The following is a 21088-nucleotide window of genomic DNA, read 5'->3' as shown; positions in this document are numbered from 1 at the left end:
ATAATAGATTTCTTCCACTCCTGCAAGAGTGTCCTAAGAATGAGCTAAAAGAGATAGCCGACACGCTCAAGGCAACAAAGGAACTGATGTTAAAAGTGAACAGTCTGCGCCAGCAGGCTGGTTTGTCCGCAATAGAAAACTAACATTTCATTTGGTGATTGATTAAATGCTTGTGAAAACAACCGATGGAACGCCGGATGCGGTGAAAGTCGCACGTCCGGTGTGGAGTGGGGGAAAATCCGGCGATAACTTCAAAGGATTACCTATCACTATAGTCGGAACGCCTGCTGTATTCGGCCCTCATTGGCTATATCTGGTACGAAGCGCCAGATGATGAAATGAATTTCACCACGCTTCTTGAAATGATAAACGCCAGCGAGGCCCGCGAGGATGACCCGGAATTTCAATCCCCGGTAGACCAGATGTTTGAACGGCTGGAAGAAAAAGACCCGGAACACTTTGCGGTACGCCAGTACAAGAAGTTTCTTCTATCCGCTGGTAAGACCCGCAGCTCCATTTTGATTAGCTGCGGAGCCAGATTAGCGCCCTTTGACATCCGGGAGGTGCGGGAGCTGATGGAGGACGACGAGCTGGAGCTTGACACCATCGGGGACGAAAAAACGGCCCTGTTCCTCATTATGAGTGATACGGACACGACCTTTAACTTCATCCTAGCTATGGTGCAGAGCCAGTTAATCAACCTCTTATGCGACCGGGCGGATGACAAATACGGCGGGCGGCTGCCCGTCCATGTGCGGATGATTCTGGACGAGTTTGCCAACATCGGTCAGATTCCCAACTTTGACAAGTTGATCGCCACCATCCGAAGCCGGGAAATCTCGGCTTCGATCATTTTACAGAGCCAGTCGCAGTTGAAAGCCCTGTATCGGGATTCGGCGGAAATCATTTCCGACAACTGCGATTGTACGCTTTTTTTGAGTGGCAGAGGTAAAAACGCCAAGGAAATCGCGGACGTGCTGGGCAAGGAAACCATTGACAGCTATAACCAAAGCGAGAACCGGGGCGCACAGACCTCCCACGGACTGAACTACCAAAAACTCGGAAAGGAGCTGATGAGCCAGGACGAAATTGCAACGATGGACGGAGGCAAGTGTATTTTGCAGGTGCGCGGCGTGAGGTCGTTTTTCAGTGAGAAATACGACATCACTCGCCACCCACGCTATAAATACCTCTCGGATGCCGACAAACAGAACACCTTTGATGTGGACAGGTACCTGTCGTCCCTGCGCCGGAAAAAACGGCGCGTGGTATCGGAGGATGAACCCTTTGACCTTTACGACATTGACCTGTCGGACGAAGATTTGGCCGCACAGTGAAGCGGCTTTTTTCTGTAAGCAATCAAATTTGTTCGCCGGAAACCGGCAGAAAGTGAGGCATGTATGGAATTTTTCAATAGTGCAGTAGATACGTTACAGACCATCGTTGTGGGCCTGGGCGGCGCTCTGTGTGTATGGGGCGGCGTCAATCTGTTGGAGGGGTACGGGGCCGATAATCCCGCCAGCAAGAGCCAGGGAATCAAGCAGCTTGTTGCGGGCGGAGGCGTGGCCCTCATTGGCATGACCCTTGTACCTCTCCTGTCCGGGCTGCTGGGATAAGCAATCCGTCCATCTGCAAGCAATATGCCGCGCCCTCCCGGTAGCAGGAGGGCGCGGACAAGGAGGTGAACGCATATGATTGATGATTTAATTGCGGAATGGATCAAAGGAATCCTGATTGACGGGATTAAAGGAAACCTGTCGGGGCTTTTTGGCACTGTGAATACCAAGGTTGGGGAAATCGCATCGGATGTGGGCAGCACCCCGCAGGACTGGAACGGCGGCATTTTTTCCATGCTGCAAAGCCTGTCCGAAACGGTCATTGTCCCCATTGCGGCGGCCATTCTCGCCCTGGTGATGTGCTATGAGCTGATTGAAATGATCGTGGAAAAGAACAACATGCACGATTTTGACAGCTCTATGTTTTTCCGCTGGATGTTTAAGAGTGCCTTTGCCATTCTCATTGTGACGAACACATGGAATATCGTCATGGGTGTCTTTGATGCCACCCAGGCCGTCGTGAATCAAAGCGCCGGTGTCATCATCGGGGAAACCAGCATTGACTTTGACACCCTGATTCCAGACCTGGAAGCACAACTGGAGGCCATGGACATTGGGCCGCTTCTGGGCCTGTGGTTCCAGACCTTGGTTGTAGGCCTGACGATGCACGCGTTATCCATCTGCATTTTCCTTGTTACCTACGGGAGAATGATTGAAATATACGCCGTGACAGCGCTTGGGCCGATCCCTCTTGCCACCCTGGGCAATGCGGAGTGGCGCGGCATGGGCCAGAACTACTTAAAATCCCTGCTGGCGCTGGGCTTCCAAGCCTTTTTAATCATGGTGGTTGTGGGGATTTACGCGGTTCTGATTCAGGATATTGGCACAGCGGACGACATTTCCGGCGCAATCTGGGGCTGTATGGGCTATACGGTGCTGCTGTGCTATGGCTTGTTCAAAACCGGCAGCTTGTCTAAGGCTGTGTTCACAGCCCATTGATCTTACACTTTTTACACAGGAGGAAACAGGCTTATCGAGAAATCACAGAAGGAAACCTATCACATTCTTTACGCTGACCCACCGTGGAGATATGACCAGAAAACGGTACAGGGTGCAGCGGAAAACCACTATCCCACCATGGGGATTGACGAGCTGTGCGCCCTGCCGGTGGAAACACTGGCAGCCAAGGATTGCCTGCTGTTTTTGTGGGCCACGTTCCCCATGCTGCCGGAAGCCCTGCGGCTGATTCAGGCATGGGGCTTCACCTTCAAGACCGTGGCCTTTGTCTGGCTGAAACGGAATAAGAAAAGCCCTACCTGGTTTTATGGGTTGGGCCACTGGACAAGAGGCAATGCGGAAATCTGTCTGCTTGGCAAGCGAGGACATCCCAAACGCTATTCCCGAAGCGTCCATCAGTTTATCATTTCTCCCATTGAGGAACACAGCAAGAAACCCGATATCACCCGCGAGAAAATCATCGAGCTTGCGGGCGACCTGCCCCGCGCAGAGCTGTTTGCCAGAGAGAAAACCCCCGGCTGGGATGTGTGGGGCAATGAAGTGGACAGCGATTTTTCCCTGTCCGCGCCAGAAGAAACGAGGTGATTTGATTTGGCTTATGTAACTGTTCCAAAGGATTTTACCAAGGTGAAATCCAAGGTGGTATTCGGGCTGACGAAACGCCAGCTCCTTTGTTTTGGCGGTGCGCTGCTTGTAGGCATCCCGCTTTTTTTATTGATTCGGGGACGCGTCCCCACCAGCGCGGCGGCGCTTCTCATGGTGTTTGCCATGCTGCCGGGCTTTCTCATGGCGCTGTATGAGCGCCACGGCCAGCCCCTGGAAGTGGTGGTATGGCAGATCGTCCAGTGTTGCTTTCTCATGCCGAAAGAGCGGCCTTACCAGACCAACAATGCTTATACCGCCCTTGTGCGGCAGCGACAAATGGAAAAGGAGGTAAATGCCATTGTTCAAAAAGCAAAGAAACGAAGCGCAGGAAAGAACGCCGGTAAAGCTGACCCGCGCAGAAAAGAAAGAAATTCAGGCCGTCATCCGCAAGTATAAGGGCGACGGCAAGCCCCACTCCGCCCAGGAGAGTATTCCCTATGAGGCCATGTATCAGGACGGGATTTGCCGCCTGACGCCCCGCAGGTTTTCCAAGTGCATTGAGTTTGCGGATATCAGCTATCAGCTTGCACAGGCCGATACCAAGACAGCCATCTTTGAAAACCTGTGCGACCTTTACAACTACCTGGATGCCTCGATTCACATCCAGTTTTCCTTTCTCAACCACAAGATTGACCCCAGGCAGTACGCCAAAAGCCTTGAAATCCGGGCGCAGGGGGATGATTTTGACGACATCCGCACAGAGTATTCCGCTATCTTGAAAAACCAACTGGTAAGCGGGAACAATGGACTGATGAAGCGGAAATTCCTGACCTATACCATCGAGGCCGACAACCTGAAACTGGCTCGTGCCAGACTGCACCGCATTGAAACCGACCTCTTAGGCTATTTCAAGAGCATGGGGGCCGTGGCATGGGGACTGGACGCAACGGCCCGGCTGGAAGTCATGCACCGCATGTTCCACCCGGACGGGGAACCGTTTTCCTTCGATTGGAAGTGGCTGGCTTCCTCCGGCCTCTCCACCAAGGATTTTATTGCCCCGTCGTCGTTCCGCTTCGGCCATGCCCGTTTGTTCGGGCTGGGCGGCAAGTACGGGGCTGTGAGCTTTTTAAATATTCTGTCCCCGGAACTGTCGGACGAAATGCTGGCCGACTTTCTCAATACGGAAAATGGCATTGTGGTGAACCTCCATGTGCAGGCCATCGACCAGAGCGAGGCTATCAAGACGGTGAAGCGGAAAATCACCGACCTGGATGCCATGAAGATTCAGGAACAGAAACGAGCCGTCCGCAGCGGCTACGATATGGACATACTTCCCAGCGACCTTGCCACCTACGGGCAGGACGCCAAGGAGCTGTTAAAGACCTTGCAGAGCCGGAACGAGCGAATGTTTCAGCTCACCTTTCTTGTCCTCAATACCGCCGACACCCGGCAGGCATTGGAAAACGATGTGTTCTGGGCCGCAGGCGTGGCGCAGAAATACAACTGTTCCCTTGTGCGGCTGGACTACCAGCAGGAGCAGGGCCTTATGAGCAGTCTCCCATTGGGGGCCAGCCACATCCAGATCGAGCGTTCCTTGACGACTTCCAGCGTGGCCGTGTTCGTGCCTTTCGTGACGCAGGAGCTTTTTCAGGGCGGAGACGCCATGTATTACGGCGTCAATGCCAAGACCGGCAACATGATTATGCTGGATCGGAAGCGGGCACGCTGCCCCAACGGTTTGAAGCTGGGGACGCCGGGAAGCGGGAAATCCATGAGCTGTAAAGCCGAGATTTTGAGTGTGTTCCTCTGCACCCCGGACGACGTCTATGTATGTGACCCGGAGGCCGAGTATTACCCCCTTGTCAAGCGGCTGCATGGACAGGTGGTGAAGCTGTCGCCCACCAGCAAAAGCTATGTGAACCCGCTGGATATCAACTTAAATTACAGCGAGGATGAAAGCCCGCTGGCCTTAAAATCCGACTTTGTGTTGTCGTTCTGTGAGCTGGTGATGGGCGGCAAGAACGGGCTGGAAGCCATCGAAAAGACGGTGATTGACCGGGCCGTGCAGGTGATTTACCGGCCCTATCTGGCAGACCCCCGCCCGGAAAATATGCCGATTCTTTCCGACCTCCACCAAGCCCTGTTAGACCAGCATATCCCGGAGGCCGACCGGGTGGCGCAGGCTCTTGACCTGTATGTGTCCGGCTCCCTAAACGTCTTTAACCACCGCACCAACGTGGACATTGAAAGCCGGATTGTGGCCTTTGACATCAAGGAGCTTGGCAAACAGCTAAAGAAAATCGGTATGCTGATTGTCCAAGACCAGATTTGGGGCCGGGTGACGCAGAACCGCAGCCAGGGCAAGGCGACGTGGTTCTTTTGTGACGAGTTCCACCTGCTTTTGCGGGAGGAACAGACAGCGGCCTTTTCCTGTGAGATTTGGAAGCGTTTCAGAAAATGGGGCGGCATTCCCACAGGTGCCACACAGAACGTCAAGGATCTGCTCTTGTCGCCGGAGATTGAAAACATTTTGGAAAACAGTGACTTTATCTGCCTGTTAAACCAGGCCAGCGGCGATCGGAAAATCCTTGCGGAGCGGTTAAATATCTCCCCGCAGCAATTACGGTATGTGGAAAACTCCGAACCCGGCGAGGGGCTTTTGATTTACGAAAACGTGATCCTGCCCTTTAAGAACCCCATCCCGAAGCACACCCAGCTTTACCGGATCATGACCACCCGCTTAGGCGAGGGGGTCACGGTATGAGGCGCGAGGGCGCAAAAGGAGGTGGCGCACCATGAAGCCCTTAAAACCCCGTGATAAGGTGACGCAGCGCATGACCCGCGCCGGGCTTACGCTGGACAACCAGACCACCGGCGAGAGCGCGGGCATTTCCAGCCGGGAAACTGAGCCGGAATATACCGCCAAGCCGGACGGTACAGTGGAAAAGGCGCTGGAACGGGCCGTAGACATCCGTGACCGGCATAAGGCAAAGCGGACGGCCCGGAATGGGGAACGTATGGCAAGGCAGGCGGGCGCCCCGGCCTCCCGTCTGCAATTTACCGCCGGGGAACGGGCCTCTCCAGAGCTGGCCCGCTATATCAAAAAGGCGGAAAAACGGGCGGACAAGCTGGAAGCGGCCAAAGAAGCCCTGCCGAAAAAGCGCGTGCTTACCAAGGAAACCGTATACAACGAGGCCAAGGGAAAGGCCAAAAGCAAACTTCACTTTGAAAAAGTGGAGAAAGCCCCGCCAAAGCTCAAACCCAATCCGGCCAGTCGCCCGGTGCAGGAGGCGAGGCTATACCTCCATGGGAAAATCCATGAGGTGGAGCAGGAAAACGTGGGCGTGGAGGCCGGTCATAAGGCGGAAGAACTGGCCGAGCGCCAGGCGGGCAAGGTGCTGAAAAGTGCCATACGTCGGCATAAGCTGAAACCCTACCGGGCCGCAGCCAAGGCGGAACGCAAGTCCATGGCTGCCAACGCCGAGTTTGTATATCGAAAATCTCTACGGGACAACCCAGAATTGGCACAGGCGGTAAAGAACCCGGTTTCCCGCCTCTGTCAGAAACAGCATATCAAACGGGAATACGCCAAGGCCGCACGGGCGGCGGGCCGGAGCGCATCAGGCAGTGCCAAGACCACCGCATCAGCCGCCAGGAAAGCCGCAGAGAAAGGCAAACAGGTCGCATCCCTTGTGGCACGGCACTGGAAAGGGGCGCTGCTGATCGGCGGCGTGGGCCTGCTTCTCATGCTGGTTATGGGCGGCCTGCAATCCTGCACCGCCATGTTTGGAAGCGCCGGGACGGGGCTTGCGGCCACCTCCTATCTGTCCGAGGACAGCGATATGCTGGGGGCCGAGGCCACCTACGCCGGGATGGAAGCCGACTTGCAGCACGAGCTTGACAACTACGAAAGCCTGCACCCCGGCTACGACGAGTACCGTTTTGATTTGGACGACATCAGCCATGACCCCTATGTGCTGACCTCTATCCTCTCCGCGCTCCACGGCGGGGCGTTTACGCTGGATGAGGTACAGGGCAATCTTGCCATGCTCTTTGAACAGCAATACACCTTAACCGAGCGTGTGGAGATGGAAATCCGCTATCGAACGGTCACTCATACGGATGACGATGGAAATGAGTATGAGGAAGAAGAACCTTACCAGTATTTCATCTGTTATGTGACACTGGAAAATGCCGATCTATCCCACCTGCCCGTCTATCTCATGGACGAGAATCAGCTCAGTTTGTACGCGGCCTATATGCAGACGTTGGGCAACCGGCCAGACCTCTTTCCAAGCGGCAGCTATCCCCATGCCTCCACCGTCAAGGAGCCGACCTACTATGAAATCCCGCCGGAGGCTTTAGAGGATGAAACCTTTGCGGCCATGATTGCGGAGGCGGACAAATATGTGGGCTATCCCTATGTGTGGGGCGGCAGCTCTCCAAGCACCAGCTTTGATTGTTCCGGCTTCATTAGCTGGGTAGTCAATCATTCCGGCTGGAATGTGGGGCGGCAGACGGCGCAGGGGCTTTACAACCTCTGTACCCCTGTTTCCCCGGAGCAGGCAAAGCCCGGCGATCTGGTGTTTTTCGTCGGCACCTACGACACTTCCGGGATGTCCCATGTGGGGCTGTATGTGGGAAATTCGGTCATGTTGCACTGTGGAAATCCCATCAGTTACACAAACCTAAATTCAAGCTACTGGCAGGAGCATTTCTATTGTTACGGGCGTCTACCCTGACGCCAGAAAGGAGTTTTTGACTATGGCAATGAACAAATTGGAACGCATTGAAAAGGACATTGAGAAAACCAAAGGCAAGATCGCGGCGCTGCAAAATCAGCTTCGGGAGCTGGAGGCGGCCAAGACTGAACAGGAAAACTTGCAGATCGTCCAGCTTGTGCGCGGCCTGAACATGACCCCGCAGGAGTTCGCCGCCTTTGTGCGCGGCGGCGCTCTGCAAGCGCCCCCGGCCCCGCAGCCGGAGTTTGAACAGGAGGGAAAGGCCGATGAAGAATAAGCTCATTCGCAGATTTGCCGTGACACTGGCCGCTGTGCTTTGCATGGCGGCTTTTTCCGTTACCGCCTACGCCGGGGGCGTTGACCCTGACCCGGAGCCGCTGCCGGAAACCACCGAAGCCCCTTTGCCGGAGGAAACAGAGGAACCCACCACCGGCGGCATAGAGATGGAGCCGGAGGGCGTACCCGTCACCCCTAAGGGCAACGCGGCACTGGTGGATGATTTTTTCGGAGATAAGCAGTTGATCACCGTCACCACCAAGGCCGGGAATTACTTCTATATCCTGATTGACCGGGCCAATGAGAACAAGGAAACCTCCGTGCATTTCCTAAACCAAGTGGACGACGCCGACCTGCAAGCGTTGTTGGAGGACGGCGAACAGGAGCCGCAAGCCTGCACCTGCACGGCCAAGTGTGAGGCTGGGGCCGTCAACACGGCCTGCCCGGTTTGTAAAAATAACCTGACCGCCTGCGCCGGGCCGGAGCCGGAACCCGTAGGCGAGGAAGAACCGGCAGCGCCGGAGAAAGAAAGCGGAGGCATGGGCGGCCTTGTGGTGTTCCTTGTGGTAGCGCTGGCGGGCGGCGGCGTAGCCCTTTACTTCTTTAAGCTCCGCAAGCCGAAAGCAGATGTCAAGGGCGGCGACGATCTGGACGAATACGACTTTGGCGAGGCCGAGGGCGACGAGGAAGAAGCCCCGGAGCCGGACGACGCCACCGATGGGTACGCTCAAGAGCCGGGGGAAGATTTGTTGATGGAGGAAGAAACAGACGAGGAGGACGAGGAATGACAACTTCACATACTCTTGTAATTGCAGAGAAGCCGAGCGTGGCCCGCAGCATTGCGGGTGTGATCGGCGCGGATCAGAAACAGGACGGCTACTTAGAGGGAAACGGCTATCTGGTGAGCTGGTGTATCGGCCATCTGGTTTCCCTTGCCGACGCCGGGGCCTATGACCCCCGCTTTAAGAAATGGCGCTATGAGGATTTGCCGATTCTGCCGCAAGAATGGCAGTACATCATCCCGGACGACAAGAAAAAGCAGTTTGAAGTCTTACGTTCCCTGATGGAGCGCCCCGACGTGACCGGCCTTGTGTGCGCCACCGACGCCGGACGCGAGGGGGAGCTGATTTTCCGTTTCGTCTATCAGATGGCGGGCTGTCAAAAGCCGTTTCAGCGCCTTTGGATTTCCAGCATGGAGGACGGGGCCATCCGTGATGGGTTTGCCAACCTGAAACCCGGCGCGGACTACGATGCTCTCTATCAATCGGCCCTTTGCCGGGCGCAGGCCGATTGGCTGGTGGGGATCAACGCCACAAGACTTTTCTCCATCCTATACCACAAGACCCTGACCGTGGGCCGTGTCCAGACGCCGACCCTGAAAATGCTGGTTGACCGAGAGACGAAAATCAGCGGTTTTAAGAAAGAGAAATATCACGTTGTCCATATCGCAGCGGGCGGCATGGAGGCGGCCAGCAGCCGCCTTTCCAGCCCCGAAGAAGCGGCCCGCCTGAAAGCGGCTTGCGCTGGGGAGCAGGCCCTTTGTGTTTCCGTGGCGAGGGAGAAAAAGACAGAGCAGCCGCCACGTCTTTACGACCTCACAACCTTGCAGCGGGAGGCCAACCGCCTGTTTGGATTTACCGCCAAGCAGACCCTTGATTACGCCCAAAAGCTCTATGAAAAGAAGCGGCTGACCTACCCCCGCACGGACAGCCAGTATTTGACCGATGATATGCAGCCCAGGTTGGAACGCATCGTGTCCGGCCTGTTGCCGCTGCTTTCCTTTGCGGCGGGATTGGACAAAGCCCCGGAGTTTCACCGGGTGCTGAACAGCAAAAAGGTGTCGGATCACCACGCCATTATCCCCACGATGGAGTTTGTGCAGACAGGCTTTGACGGGCTGGCCGAGGGCGAAAAGAAACTGCTGTCCCTTGTGTGCTGCAAGCTGCTGTGTGCGGTAGCCGCGCCCCATGTGTATGAGGCCATCACCGCCACATTCACTTGCGCCGGGAATGAATTTACCGCCAAGGGAAAGACCGTCCTTACCTCCGGCTGGAAAGAGATTGACCGCCGTTTTAAGGCTTCTTTCAAGATTGACGCCGACGAGGACGCGCCGGAGCTTGCGCGGGAGCTGCCGGACGGAGGCCGTCTGCCGGAGAACATCGAGGGCCAGACCTTTGACCCGGTGGAGGCCAGTGTTACCGAGCATTTCACTACGCCGCCCAAGCCCTACACCGAAGATACGCTGCTGTCGGCTATGGAACGTGCCGGAGCCGAGGATATGCCGGAGGACGCCGAGAGGCAGGGCTTAGGCACACCGGCCACCCGCGCTTCCATCTTAGAAAAGCTGGTGCAGATGGGCTTTGTGGAACGCAAAGGCAAGCAGCTACTTCCCACCAGGGACGGCCACAACCTTGCCTGTGTTCTGCCGGATATACTGACCTCTCCCCAGCTTACGTCTGAATGGGAAACGAAGCTGACGGCCATTGCCAAAGGGGAGGCCGACCCGGAGGGCTTCATGCATGACATTGCGGAAATGACAAGGAGCCTGATTGTTGGTTATTCGCAGATCAGCGAGGACGCACAGCGGTTGTTTCAGGCCGAGCGTGTGGTTATCGGCAAATGCCCGCGCTGCGGGGAAAGCGTCTATGAGGGCAAAAAGAACTACTACTGCGGAAACCGAGGCTGCCAGTTTGTCATGTGGAAGAATGACCGATTTTTTGAGGAACGGGGCAAGGCGTTTACCCCGAAGATCGCCGCCGCGCTGCTGGGAGACGGAAAAGCAAAGGTAAAGGGCCTGCTCTCCATGAAAACCGGCAAGACCTATGACGGGACGGTGCTTTTGGCCGATACAGGTGGGAAGTACGTCAACTACCGCATAGAACGGAGAGCGAAGAACTAAAAAACAGCAAGCATAGGGAGTGTAGCCACACTCCCGCAAAATCCCTGACCCGGCGCACCCGCCGGGCCGGGGATTTTCTCTTTGGGGAAGCCCCAAGCCCCTTGTATGATGGATGTTTCGGTTGTGCAGAATGGATTTAAATTTGCTTTTCATAATCGGATATCCCTGCTATACTATGCATAAGAATCTATGTCATACAGAGGGAGGAACCGATGAAACAACCAGATAAAAAACAATGTTTTCATGGTATGGCTACGATTGGGATGGGGCTTGGTCTGCTGTTCGGGATTTTGTTGGAGAACATCCCGCTGGGGCTTTTGATGGGAACCTCATTGGCTGGCTTTGGAAATATGACAACGAAAAGGTAGGTGGACGGTTATGAAAAAATGGATAATTATTTCTATCGCAATCGCATTGCTATTGCTTTCGCTATCCTTTATTTTATTCAGGCAGGAAAATAATCTGGCAGCACTGTCCAGACAATGCGGGATTGACTTAACGATAGGGAAAGTTGTTTCCCACAAGGATACGCATGGTGGATTTCATGGAGATGGAGTTTCCTACACAGTGTTACAATATCCCGATGATTCCATCGGTGAACAAATGGAAGAAAGTGAAATCTGGCAAAAACTTCCTCTTCCCGAAAACTTAGACACGTTCCTATACCAGCCATACGATGATGAAGTATCTATACCGGAAATACAGGACGGGTACTATTATTTCTATGACCGCCATTCGGAAAGTACAAATCCATATGATGATTCCGAGCTGTTCCAGCGTTTTTCCTTTAATTTTACCTTTGCCATTTATGACCAAAGCTCCAATCAAATATATCTCATTGAATACGACACATAAAGGAAGTCGATCTGTTTGATTTTAAGAACGGCTTAGACCAGGAGGGACAATGTATACGGACAGCAGAGAAAACGAAGTGCGATTGCTGAAACGGTTGTGGGCAGGGCTTCCAACCATATGTCCCAAATGCCGCCAAGCGGAATTAGTGCATCTTCATAAGAAAGCAAAAAAGAGTAATATGGACTGGAAGTGCCCGGCCTGCGGAGAAATTTACCGCACCATAAACATACTGAGTGAGCTGCCGGATTCTTAAATTTCTGTATGGCCTGGCTCTTGCAACCTACGGTTGCATTTTAGTTGGTGGCACGCAACCGGGGTGTTGATGTATGATGAAACCGGAAAGGAGGGCGTGAACATGGCACTGAGCGAAAACATTAAAGCCAGGCGTACACAACTAAAAATGTCCCAAGAGTATGTTGCCGATCAGTTGGGCATCAGCCGTCAAGCTGTTGCAAAATGGGAAGCAGGAACCAGTGAACCGACATCTAAAAACTTATCGGAATTGGCTTTCCTCTTTGAAATCAGCATTTCTGAATTGGTTGATCCTCAAACCTATGCCGAGGAACAAGCGGCACAGGAACAAAAATTTAGGGATAAGCAGCAAAATGCCAAGATGCTTTTTGGAAGGTGGGGTGGTGTCATACTGCTAAACGCTGGCTGGGACGGCTATTCTTCCGGCCTGTATGGTACAGACTTCCCGTACCCGTACCATTGGTTAGCCATTTTGACGGTTGGTCTTGTATTGCTGTTTATCACATCAAAGGATATGGGGAAAAAGCATAGGCTTGAAGCATTGCAGAGCATCATTGGTCTTGCTATGATTTTCTCTATTTTCTTTTTGCCCCGCATCATTCCTTTGGAGCAGGTTGGAGTGAGGTATCTTCTGGCAGACGTAGTTACTGCGATTTGCGGCATTTTATTAAGTTTAAAATATTGGCGTTATATCTGGAAGGTCAAATAAAACAGAAGCGATTGTAAGGCCCCTATCAACAACTGAATACCAGCCGCCCACAGGCGGCACCACCCAGCAGGAAATCTTTGAAACGGTTTCCTGCTTTTCTTATGCCATTTTTCAGGAGGATGTGAAACCAAATGTCTTATAGCTCTTACGACCACGATAACTTAGAACCGGCTAACATCATGCGGATTGAGCGCCGGATGTACTTTGAAAGCGGCAAGGCCGATCTCTCCGAAGTGGTAAAGCTGCCTCTTGCAGAGATTCTTTCCCTGCGGGCGGAAAGCGCCGCCGCAGAACAGGAAATCTTTGACCGCTTAAAGACACAGGCCGCCGCATGGGAGGAACAAGCCGGAAGAACCCTGTTTCTTGACAAAGCCCTGGAATATGCCCGGACGCTTCCCGTCACCCACACTTCCAACCAGTGGGAGGCGCAGGGGGATTTCCTCCGTGTCCGAAGCAACGCGGTCTATAAAATGACCTATTCCATTTCCGAGAATACCCGGTATGACAGCACGGCGAAGAAATCTGTCCCTTACTCCTGGACACTGCGCTGGAGCATTTATACCAATGCGCCTGGAAGCTACCGGCAGGCCCGGATTGCCGGACAGGATCGGAAAGTATTTGCCAGTCGGGAAGAACTGGACAAATATCTGAATGGGCGAATCAAAGCCCACCAGCATTTGTTTACGGAAATCTCCCCGGTCATCCCCAAGAAGTACGCCGACTATTTCAAGGTAAACGGCCTCCTGCTCCCCGGCTACACCATCGAGGGGGAAGCGCCCCAACAGGCCGCCGAGCTGCCCCAGCAGACCACCGGGGCCGGGAAAGAACAGCCGGAGCCGTCCGCCGCTATCCAACCGCCTGAAAGGAGGAAACTCGTGAACGAAGTATTTTCTATTTTTCTTGATAACCGCGCCGAAGCGCAGACCGACAGGCCGCATGGCTACTGGCTTTCCTTGCCGACCACCGCCGAACAGGTACAGGAAGCTCTAAAGGAAATCCACATCACCGCCGACAACCAGCAGGACTTGTTTATTGACGGCTTTTCTACCCAGGAGGGGCAACCGCTGGAACTGTCGGAGGACTTGATACAATCCGCCAGTGTGGACGAACTGAATTTTCTTGCGGTGCAGCTTCAAAAGCTGGACGATGTGGAACGTTTGCAGTTAAACGCCGTCATGCACTCCCCGGAGAAATTTCAGACCATCGGCCAGATCATCGACTATACCGAAAACACGGATTGCTTTGTTTTAATCGAGGCCAAGGACAACCGCACCTTGGGGGAACACTACCTGAATCATTCCGGCCTGATGGTCGTTCCTGATGAATGGAAACCGGCCATTGACACGGAACGGCTGGGCCGGTTTATTGCCAAGGAGGAAAAAGGGACATTCACTGAGTTTGGCTATCTCCTGCGAACCGGCGAGGAATGGCAGCGCATTCATGAGGGTCAGCCCGTGCCGGAGGAATACCGGGTGATGGCCTACCCCGCGCCGGAAGCGCTGCACGAGGAACCGAGCGCCCAGCCAGAGTCGGAGGTACAGGCCCCGCAGCCCGTCACCCCCATTCTCCTGAACAGCCAGAACAGCGCCGACCGCATGAAAGAAATCACCGACCGGCTGGAAACCGGCATACAGGAGCTTTTTGAAAGTGAACGGTACAAAGCCTATCTCACCTCTATGGCGAAGTTCCACAGTTACAGCTTCAACAACACGCTCCTAATCGCCATGCAGGGCGGCCAGCTTGTGGCGGGCTACAACAAGTGGCGGGATGATTTTCACCGCAACGTCAAGAAAGGTGAAAAAGCCATCAAGATTCTGGCTCCGGCCCCGTTCAAAGCAAAGAAGGAAGTGCCGAGGCTGGACGCCCAGGGAAAGCCAGTGACGGGAAAGGACGGAAAGCCTGTTACCGAAGTACAGGAAATCCAAGTTCCGGCATTTAAAATCGTTTCCGTCTTTGATGTGAGCCAGACCGAGGGAGAACCGCTGCCCTCTATCGGCACGGAAGAACTGACCGGCAGCGTGGAGCAATACGAGGACTTTTTCAAGGTGCTGGAACAGGCCTCCCCCGTCCCGATGGCCTTCGAGGACATTCCCGGTGGCTCTCACGGCTACTATCACCTCATGGAAAAGCGGATCGCCATTCAGGAGGGCATGAGTGAATTACAAACCCTAAAGACAGCCATCCATGAGATCGCCCATGCCAAGCTCCACGCCATTGACCCGGAAGCCCCGGCCATGGAGCAGACTGACCGCCCCGACAGCCGCACCCGCGAGGTGCAGGCCGAAAGCGTGGCCTATGCCGTCTGCCAGCATTACGGGCTGGACACCTCCGATTATTCCTTTGGCTATGTGGCTGGTTGGAGTTCCGGCAAGGAATTGAAAGAGCTGAAAGCCTCCCTTGAAACCATCCGGGCCACCGCCCATGAGCTGATTACCACCATTGACAGCCGCCTTGCCGAGCTTCAGAAAGAACGGCAGGCCCAGCAGGAACAGCCGCAGGCCGCCGAGCAGACAAACCCGGACGGCGTGTTTTCCAAGCTGCCCCCCAAGCAACAGCAGGCCATGACCGAGGAAGTGCGGGCTACACTGCAAATGCTGATTGACACGGATTTGAAATCCACCGGCGAAGTGTCGCAGGGAAGCAAGGAGGCGGCGCAGGCGCAGGGCTTTACCATTGCCGGAGATGGAACGCTGGAACAGGCAGAAGCCCCGCAGGAGGCCGCCTACCGTCTGGAAAGCGGCGATTACCTGTATATCCAGACATCGGAAACCGGCTATGACTACACACTGTATGGCCCCGAATATAAGGAGCTGGACGGAGGCCAGCTTGACAATCCCGACCTGTCCCTTGAGGAAGCCGGAAAAGAAATCCTTGCCATCCATGAGCTTCCGGCTGGGACAATGGAACTCCTGACCGGCGACAGGATGGATGATTTTCTGGAAGCCGCTGAACAGGCCAACGCCATTCCCCAGCCGCAGGCATGGAACGGAATCGACGGTCTTTTGAATGGGAAACCATTCATGCCGAAGGCGTCCCCCAAGGAACGGGCCAACGCTTTGATTGACTTAGCGGAAAAAGACGGACAGCGGTTGGGCAACGGGGAGCGCCGGTTGATTGTGGACTATGCCGAGGCCGTGGACGATACGCAAAAGGTGATGGCCCTTGTCAATGAGCTTTGCGAACAGGGCTATGAAATGCAGCATGGCGAGGTGGACAGCTTTGTAAAAAGCCGGATAGACAGTGAAATCGCTGTGGCAAACGCCGAGCGCCAGATCACCCTTGACCCGGCAGCGGAGCCGGTTGTTACGATTCTTTGGAGTGAAAGCCCTCACCTGAAAGACGGCCAGCAAATGCCGCTGCATGAGGCCGAGGCCGTTTTTAAGTCACTGGACGAGGCCCAGCGCCATGACCGGGAACAGCCGGGCTATACGGGCCATTGGTACGATAAAACCAAGTTCCGCATTGATTTTACCATGCAGGGCCAGCCGGACAGCTACGAGGGGCGGCAGGATTTTGGCGATGGGGACGGTTCCCTGATTGAACATATCCAAGGGTATCACGAATACTATGCGCAGGATGAAGGCTGGAAAAACCATGTGCTGCACCATGAGGGGCCGGAAGCATGGGAGGCGGACAAGGCCCAGCGGGATATGCTGCTGCATACCTTTGTCCCATATCTCAAACAGCACTGCAATCTTTCCCGTATGGAGCAGGAGGCACAGCGCCTTTTACACTCCGGCGATCCCCTGTTGCCAGAGCAGACCGCCTATTTGACTGCCCTGATGAACTATGTAACAAAGTGCCGTCCGCTTCTCAATCAGGGAGAAGCTTTACCGGAGCCGCCGCAGCTTTCCGACTTTGATAAGAGCTTACAGGATTACAGGGAGCAGGTACAGGCCGAGGTCGCGCAGGAGGCCAAGGCGGCCGGTTTGACAGTGGAGGAATATATTGCTTCTGGCTCCGATGCCCCGGCGCAGCCAAACTTTTCCATCTACCAAGTGCCGCGCGGCCCGGAAGGGCGCAACTTCCGCTACCGTTCCTATGAGGGCTTGCAGGCAGACGGGCTTTCCGTGGACAGGAAGAATTACCGGCTTGTCTACACAGCTCCGTTGGATAAGAACCCCTCTCTGGACGAGATTTACCATCGGTTCAACATGGAACATCCCGCCGATTACAAGGGACGTTCCCTCTCTCTGGGGGATATTGTGGTGTTCCGGCAAGACGGAAAACAGACTGCCTACTATGTGGATCGTATCGGTTATCGGGAGGTGCCGGAATTTTTCGAGGAGCAGGGACAGCAGCTTACCCCCGACAAACTGGAAACGGGCGAACCCGTTAAAACGCCGAGGGGGACGTTCTATGTAACCGCCATGAGCCGGGAACAGATGGAGGCCGCCGGGTATGGATTCCACCACCAGTCGGAGGACGGCAGGTATCTTATCATGGCAAACGGCACAAGGGCCTTTGCCATCTCTGCCCGGCAGGAAAGCCATATCAAGACGGCGGAAATGTCCACCGAGCAAAACGAAACCATGATTGACGGCATTTTGAACAATGCTCCATCCATGGGAGAACTGGAAGCAAGGGCCAAAGCCGGGGAGCCGGTTTCCCTTTTGGATGTGGCCGAGGCAGCCAAGGCGGAGGCGAAAAAGCCCAAGCAGCCGCGCAGGACGGCGCAGAAACAGAAAAAGCCGTCCATCCGGGCGCAGCTTGCCGCCGCTAAGGAGGAACAGAAAAAGAAGCCCCCAAAGAGGGAGCAATCAAAGGAATTGGAGGTATGAGAAATGTATTTCACCGTAGAAGAAGAAAACCTGATCTGTCTGTATCACAAGAGCGACCGCCGCAGGACGGCGGAAAATCTCCGGGCAGCCCTGCTGGATATGGAGGCAGCCATCCGGGTGCTGGCCTGCCAGACCGTCGATAAGCTGGACGCCATGAGCGACGCCGATTTCGAGGCCCAGCAGTTCCATTTCACAGACGAATAACCCAAGCAGGCAAAAGCGCCGGGCGTGGGGGCTATATGGCCCTTGCGTCCGGCGCTTTTTCATTTTCTGTTTGTCGGAATATGTATCAATCTGAATGGAGCGAAGTTCTGTTTTTACTCCTCCAATCCACGCTCTATTTTACTCTCTTTTCCTATGGCAAGCAATCGGTAAATGGTCAAAGGAATATACCATAGAGCAACCACCAGACGCCAAGTCAGGATGACCCCGCCGATCAGGCCGCCTATTATAAAATTCACAGCAATAATACCAACCGAACCGCCTAAGTCATATCCATGGGGAACCAGCCAGACAAACATTCTCCGAATCCCAAAGGGAATCCCGCAACAGAGCCAGACATAAAAATATTCCGTTTCGCCGTTTTTGGTAAAGACAGACTTGAAGATCAAAAACAGAAACAGTGCGATTACCAAGGTCAAAACTGTATGTTTCAAAAAATCTTTCCAAATCTCTCCGCGTGTCATCCTATTCCTCCCTCATGCGTTTAAGATAATATCAAGTAAGTATCTTTATTGTTTGCTTGTCCTTTTTATTTTTGAGGACATCACATGTGTTGTTTGATATATCTATACACAGTAACGGCCATAAACAGTAACAGAACCACTCCAATGACTATCAACAGAGGATGCTGATGCATCATTCCTAAATAAACAAACAAGCCGACTAAACCGCTACAAAGCCCAATCAGAACGAATCCGGCGATGATTCGTAGTATCATAGGAACCTTTTTACTGCCAATTAGCTCCAGTGTCCCCTCCACAATCAAATCCAAAATCTCAGATATAATTTCCATCGTATTCTCATTATAATCTTTCAACAACCGTAACACAAATCTCTGTAAATCCTCATTTTGAATCGGCGGTTCCGCTTACCGTGCTTTCTCCGCCAGGAGACAAATCCAGTGTTGTTTCCGATTTACATGTGCGGCTATCTGGGAAAAGCCTGCATCTTTTAAGTATTGTGTCAACCGCTCCTGCGTAAAAATACGCATTCCATCGATGATACCAGCCCATTTTTCGTCTTTTGTGTTCCTACCATCCGATTCATTCACAATCATAAATGTGCCACCCGGTTTCAGTACCCGCCAGACTTCTTGAAAGCTCTCCACTGGCCCCGGCCAGAAATAGACCGTTTCAAAGGCAGTGATTACATCAAATGTCGCTGCTTCAAAGGGGAGACGAGATACATCCCCCTGCACAACGTTACATCTCCCAATCTGTACCTCATGCCGGTTGAACTGCTTTGTTTTATCACAAGCGACCTTGGAATAGTCCAGCGCTGTGACCGTTGCAGCCGGAAACCGCTTTAAAAGCGCTGCGGTATTGCGTCCTCCACCACATCCGAAATCTGCGACCATGGAATGCGCCGCCACCGGTATATCTGGAAAATAGGAAAGTCCCCAATCGGAAACAGCGGCATGCCCTTGATTCATACCGTTGACCATCAATTTCCCCATCCAACCGTCCGGCTTTCTGGTGTTGTTAAAAAACTGTTTGAAAATCCCCATGGAATCACCGATCCTTTCTTCTTGTATTACCACGAGTTCCGTGCTGTTTGAATTTCACCCTGATTTCTAAATAAACAAAACCGGGTCAAGCATTATAAACACGCCTGCGATAATAAATAACGTTATATAAATATATTTTGCTTTTCGGGAGATATCGGATATCCATATTGCTCCAATATTTCCTAAACTAAAAGCCAGCCATGCTATGTCACTTTGCATTGGAAACAAACGCAGACCGAATAAATTGCAGCTCAACAAGATGGCACTTAAAATAAGAACAACATCAAATATGATTTTCAATATATTCTTCCGCTTCAAAGCGTCTTGATTGCTTTTACGAAATCCCGGTCGAATTAAGAAATAGACTGCAATTTCCAGGAGAATCAATGTAACAAGACTATACCACCAAGGATATGATACATAATATCCAATGATCTGATCTGCTCCCCCGACAATAAGGGCAACACCTCCATAGCCAAATGCACCGTAAATTCTAAGGCCCTCTTTATCTTCCTTGCTTTTACGAAAGAGTGAGTAACTCAGCCCAAATAGCCCTATACCAAAAAATATCAAAAGAAGATTTAACCATAGGAGCAATCTCTATCCGCCTCCTCTTTTTTGTTAGTTTCAACTAACTGAAATATGTACTTTGCCTGCTGGATCAATGGAACTTACCCACTATCAAAATCAAAGCCAATTAAATGGATTAAGCATCTCTCCAAGAAACTCTATGAAGCAATTCCAAAACGTTTCTTTAAATGTTTTCCTGGTGTTTTCCCGCCCTTTCCTGCTTGCTATCCATGCCCGTATTGATGCAAGCAGCATCACGATAGCAAGATATAGCAGCAATACAAGAACCGCTATTTGCAAAATTCCCATATGTAAAGTTCCTTTTAATGCCCTGATTCGCATTCGTTTTTTCTATTGTACCACAATTCCAAGGGGATGGAAACATATTCTTTGTATGCAGATTTAAAATATATCTAAAAAACGAATTGACAAATTCATAAATTTTCCGTATTATATAACAGTAATATATAACATTGTTACAACAAGGATGAAGTAATGAACAAAAAGGAACAGACAACCTTAAACCGAATATTTTCAGCCGCATTACAGGAATTTCTTGAAAAAGGCTATCAGTCCGCTTCGCTGCGGAATATCGTCAAGATGGCAGGTGTGACAACCGGCGCGTTTTATGGCTACTATAAAAGCAAGGAAGAATTATTTGAAGCACTGGTAGGAAAACATTACAACTTTTTATTGGATCGCTTTTGCAAGGCGCAAAAAGAATTTGCAGAAACATCCCCGGAGGAACAGCCGGACAAGCTTACCTCCACTTCCGGCGAGTGTATGTATGAGATGCTTCTATACGCTTACGATCATCTGAATGAATGTAAGCTTATTCTTTGCAAATCGGAAGGAACTCGTTTTTCAAGGCTGATTGATGAAATGGTGGAGATCGAAACAAAAGGGACGCATGATTATTTGAAGGTGCTTGAAAATCTGGGCAGGCCGTCACCGCACATTGATGAACGGCTGGAACATATCTTAATTACGGGAATGTTCAACACCTTTTTTGAGCTGATTATACACGAAATGCCACTGGAAGAAGCAAAACACTATTTGGAAGCAATGAGAACCTTTTATACTGCTGGATGGATGAAGCTTATGGGGCAATAAACAA

Annotated in this window: 20 protein-coding genes and 1 pseudogene; 17 read left to right on the top strand and 4 right to left on the bottom strand. The window is 52.7% G+C overall.

Annotation, left to right across the window (positions count from 1 at the left end; genetic code table 11):
- Positions 1-254: 254 nt before the first annotated feature.
- The 16 genes and pseudogenes from HMPREF0240_RS15920 to HMPREF0240_RS15850 all read left to right on the top strand — a co-directional run.
- Positions 255-1337 (top strand): annotated as a pseudogene (locus HMPREF0240_RS15920) (type IV secretory system conjugative DNA transfer family protein); the annotation flags it as partial.
- A 63-nt stretch (positions 1338-1400) separates the two neighbouring features.
- Positions 1401-1616, top strand: a complete 216-nt coding sequence (locus HMPREF0240_RS15915) for a Maff2 family mobile element protein (protein WP_002566673.1) — start codon at positions 1401-1403, stop codon at positions 1614-1616.
- 75 nt (positions 1617-1691) lie between these two features.
- Positions 1692-2555: a VirB6/TrbL-like conjugal transfer protein, CD1112 family gene (locus HMPREF0240_RS15910; RefSeq protein ID WP_009004436.1), complete on the top strand. Its 864-nt coding sequence runs from the start codon at positions 1692-1694 to the stop codon at positions 2553-2555.
- A 33-nt stretch (positions 2556-2588) separates the two neighbouring features.
- Entirely contained in the window at positions 2589-3158 is a 570-nt protein-coding gene (locus tag HMPREF0240_RS15905; protein ID WP_075053150.1) for an MT-A70 family methyltransferase, read from the top strand.
- 6 nt (positions 3159-3164) lie between these two features.
- Positions 3165-3614, top strand: a complete 450-nt coding sequence (locus HMPREF0240_RS15900; protein ID WP_009004434.1) for a PrgI family protein — start codon at positions 3165-3167, stop codon at positions 3612-3614.
- Positions 3511-5922, top strand: coding sequence for a VirB4-like conjugal transfer ATPase, CD1110 family (locus HMPREF0240_RS15895; protein ID WP_009251539.1), 2412 nt, complete (start codon positions 3511-3513; stop codon positions 5920-5922). Before HMPREF0240_RS15900 ends, HMPREF0240_RS15895 begins: the two co-directional genes overlap by 104 nt.
- A 31-nt stretch (positions 5923-5953) precedes the next feature.
- On the top strand, positions 5954-7900 hold the full coding sequence (locus HMPREF0240_RS15890) for a C40 family peptidase (RefSeq protein ID WP_009004432.1): 1947 nt from the start codon (positions 5954-5956) through the stop codon (positions 7898-7900).
- A 22-nt stretch (positions 7901-7922) separates the two neighbouring features.
- Positions 7923-8177, top strand: coding sequence for a DUF4315 family protein (locus tag HMPREF0240_RS15885; protein ID WP_009004431.1), 255 nt, complete (start codon positions 7923-7925; stop codon positions 8175-8177).
- A complete protein-coding gene (locus tag HMPREF0240_RS15880) occupies positions 8167-8964 on the top strand; it encodes a DUF4366 domain-containing protein (protein ID WP_009004430.1) in 798 nt (265 codons plus the stop codon). The genes HMPREF0240_RS15885 and HMPREF0240_RS15880 overlap by 11 nt, the downstream gene beginning before the upstream one ends.
- Complete coding sequence (locus HMPREF0240_RS15875; protein WP_009004429.1) at positions 8961-11075, top strand: DNA topoisomerase 3; 2115 nt, start codon at positions 8961-8963, stop codon at positions 11073-11075. The genes HMPREF0240_RS15880 and HMPREF0240_RS15875 overlap by 4 nt, the downstream gene beginning before the upstream one ends.
- A 212-nt stretch (positions 11076-11287) precedes the next feature.
- A complete protein-coding gene (locus tag HMPREF0240_RS24705; RefSeq protein WP_009004428.1) occupies positions 11288-11443 on the top strand; it encodes a hypothetical protein in 156 nt (51 codons plus the stop codon).
- Positions 11444-11453: 10 nt separating this feature from the next.
- Positions 11454-11930, top strand: coding sequence for a hypothetical protein (locus HMPREF0240_RS15870; protein ID WP_009004427.1), 477 nt, complete (start codon positions 11454-11456; stop codon positions 11928-11930).
- A gap of 49 nt (positions 11931-11979) precedes the next feature.
- Complete coding sequence (locus HMPREF0240_RS15865) at positions 11980-12183, top strand: hypothetical protein (RefSeq protein WP_009004426.1); 204 nt, start codon at positions 11980-11982, stop codon at positions 12181-12183.
- 102 nt (positions 12184-12285) lie between these two features.
- A complete protein-coding gene (locus tag HMPREF0240_RS15860) occupies positions 12286-12891 on the top strand; it encodes a helix-turn-helix transcriptional regulator (RefSeq protein ID WP_009004425.1) in 606 nt (201 codons plus the stop codon).
- Between the two features lie 131 nt (positions 12892-13022).
- Positions 13023-17672: an LPD25 domain-containing protein gene (locus HMPREF0240_RS15855; protein WP_016360007.1), complete on the top strand. Its 4650-nt coding sequence runs from the start codon at positions 13023-13025 to the stop codon at positions 17670-17672.
- 3 nt (positions 17673-17675) lie between these two features.
- Positions 17676-17876, top strand: a complete 201-nt coding sequence (locus tag HMPREF0240_RS15850) for a transposon-transfer assisting family protein (RefSeq protein ID WP_009004423.1) — start codon at positions 17676-17678, stop codon at positions 17874-17876.
- 113 nt (positions 17877-17989) lie between these two features.
- On the opposite strand, the gene HMPREF0240_RS15845 is transcribed toward HMPREF0240_RS15850, so the two are convergent.
- The 4 genes from HMPREF0240_RS15845 to HMPREF0240_RS15825 form a co-directional block, all read right to left on the bottom strand.
- Positions 17990-18358, bottom strand: a complete 369-nt coding sequence (locus HMPREF0240_RS15845; protein WP_009004422.1) for a DUF6050 family protein — start codon at positions 18356-18358, stop codon at positions 17990-17992.
- Between the two features lie 404 nt (positions 18359-18762).
- Positions 18763-19401 carry a class I SAM-dependent methyltransferase gene (locus HMPREF0240_RS15835; RefSeq protein ID WP_009251535.1) on the bottom strand — a complete coding sequence of 213 codons (639 nt, stop codon included), beginning with the start codon at positions 19399-19401 and terminating at the stop codon, positions 18763-18765.
- Positions 19402-19467: 66 nt separating this feature from the next.
- Positions 19468-19998: a hypothetical protein gene (locus tag HMPREF0240_RS15830; RefSeq protein ID WP_009004419.1), complete on the bottom strand. Its 531-nt coding sequence runs from the start codon at positions 19996-19998 to the stop codon at positions 19468-19470.
- Between the two features lie 90 nt (positions 19999-20088).
- Positions 20089-20280, bottom strand: a complete 192-nt coding sequence (locus tag HMPREF0240_RS15825) for a hypothetical protein (protein WP_009251534.1) — start codon at positions 20278-20280, stop codon at positions 20089-20091.
- 186 nt (positions 20281-20466) lie between these two features.
- On the opposite strand from HMPREF0240_RS15825, the gene HMPREF0240_RS15820 reads away from it, so the two are divergent.
- Positions 20467-21084, top strand: coding sequence for a TetR/AcrR family transcriptional regulator (locus HMPREF0240_RS15820; RefSeq protein ID WP_009004417.1), 618 nt, complete (start codon positions 20467-20469; stop codon positions 21082-21084).
- The last annotated feature ends 4 nt before the right edge of the window (positions 21085-21088 follow it).

Origin of the sequence: Clostridium sp. D5, assembly GCF_000190355.1 — a bacterium.
Taxonomy (GTDB): domain Bacteria; phylum Bacillota; class Clostridia; order Lachnospirales; family Lachnospiraceae; genus Faecalicatena; species Faecalicatena fissicatena_A.
The sequence above is the reverse complement of the archived record's forward strand: the minus strand, read 5'-3'. Positions and strand labels throughout refer to the sequence as shown.

Excerpts from the sequence above, each read along its gene's own strand:
- HMPREF0240_RS15875 (WP_009004429.1), top strand. The coding sequence starts at position 8,961 with ATGACAACTTCACATACTCTTGTAATTGCAGAGAAGCCGAGCGTGGCC.
- HMPREF0240_RS15845 (WP_009004422.1), bottom strand. The coding sequence starts at position 18,358 with ATGACACGCGGAGAGATTTGGAAAGATTTTTTGAAACATACAGTTTTG.
- HMPREF0240_RS15865 (WP_009004426.1), top strand. The coding sequence starts at position 11,980 with ATGTATACGGACAGCAGAGAAAACGAAGTGCGATTGCTGAAACGGTTG.
- HMPREF0240_RS15910 (WP_009004436.1), top strand. The coding sequence starts at position 1,692 with ATGATTGATGATTTAATTGCGGAATGGATCAAAGGAATCCTGATTGAC.
- HMPREF0240_RS15860 (WP_009004425.1), top strand. The coding sequence starts at position 12,286 with ATGGCACTGAGCGAAAACATTAAAGCCAGGCGTACACAACTAAAAATG.
- HMPREF0240_RS15915 (WP_002566673.1), top strand. The coding sequence starts at position 1,401 with ATGGAATTTTTCAATAGTGCAGTAGATACGTTACAGACCATCGTTGTG.
- HMPREF0240_RS15895 (WP_009251539.1), top strand. The coding sequence starts at position 3,511 with ATGCCATTGTTCAAAAAGCAAAGAAACGAAGCGCAGGAAAGAACGCCG.
- HMPREF0240_RS15890 (WP_009004432.1), top strand. The coding sequence starts at position 5,954 with ATGAAGCCCTTAAAACCCCGTGATAAGGTGACGCAGCGCATGACCCGC.
- HMPREF0240_RS15850 (WP_009004423.1), top strand. The coding sequence starts at position 17,676 with ATGTATTTCACCGTAGAAGAAGAAAACCTGATCTGTCTGTATCACAAG.
- HMPREF0240_RS15870 (WP_009004427.1), top strand. The coding sequence starts at position 11,454 with ATGAAAAAATGGATAATTATTTCTATCGCAATCGCATTGCTATTGCTT.
- HMPREF0240_RS15825 (WP_009251534.1), bottom strand. The coding sequence starts at position 20,280 with ATGGGAATTTTGCAAATAGCGGTTCTTGTATTGCTGCTATATCTTGCT.
- HMPREF0240_RS15885 (WP_009004431.1), top strand. The coding sequence starts at position 7,923 with ATGGCAATGAACAAATTGGAACGCATTGAAAAGGACATTGAGAAAACC.
- HMPREF0240_RS24705 (WP_009004428.1), top strand. The coding sequence starts at position 11,288 with ATGAAACAACCAGATAAAAAACAATGTTTTCATGGTATGGCTACGATT.
- HMPREF0240_RS15880 (WP_009004430.1), top strand. The coding sequence starts at position 8,167 with ATGAAGAATAAGCTCATTCGCAGATTTGCCGTGACACTGGCCGCTGTG.
- HMPREF0240_RS15855 (WP_016360007.1), top strand. The coding sequence starts at position 13,023 with ATGTCTTATAGCTCTTACGACCACGATAACTTAGAACCGGCTAACATC.
- HMPREF0240_RS15820 (WP_009004417.1), top strand. The coding sequence starts at position 20,467 with ATGAACAAAAAGGAACAGACAACCTTAAACCGAATATTTTCAGCCGCA.
- HMPREF0240_RS15835 (WP_009251535.1), bottom strand. The coding sequence starts at position 19,401 with ATGGGGATTTTCAAACAGTTTTTTAACAACACCAGAAAGCCGGACGGT.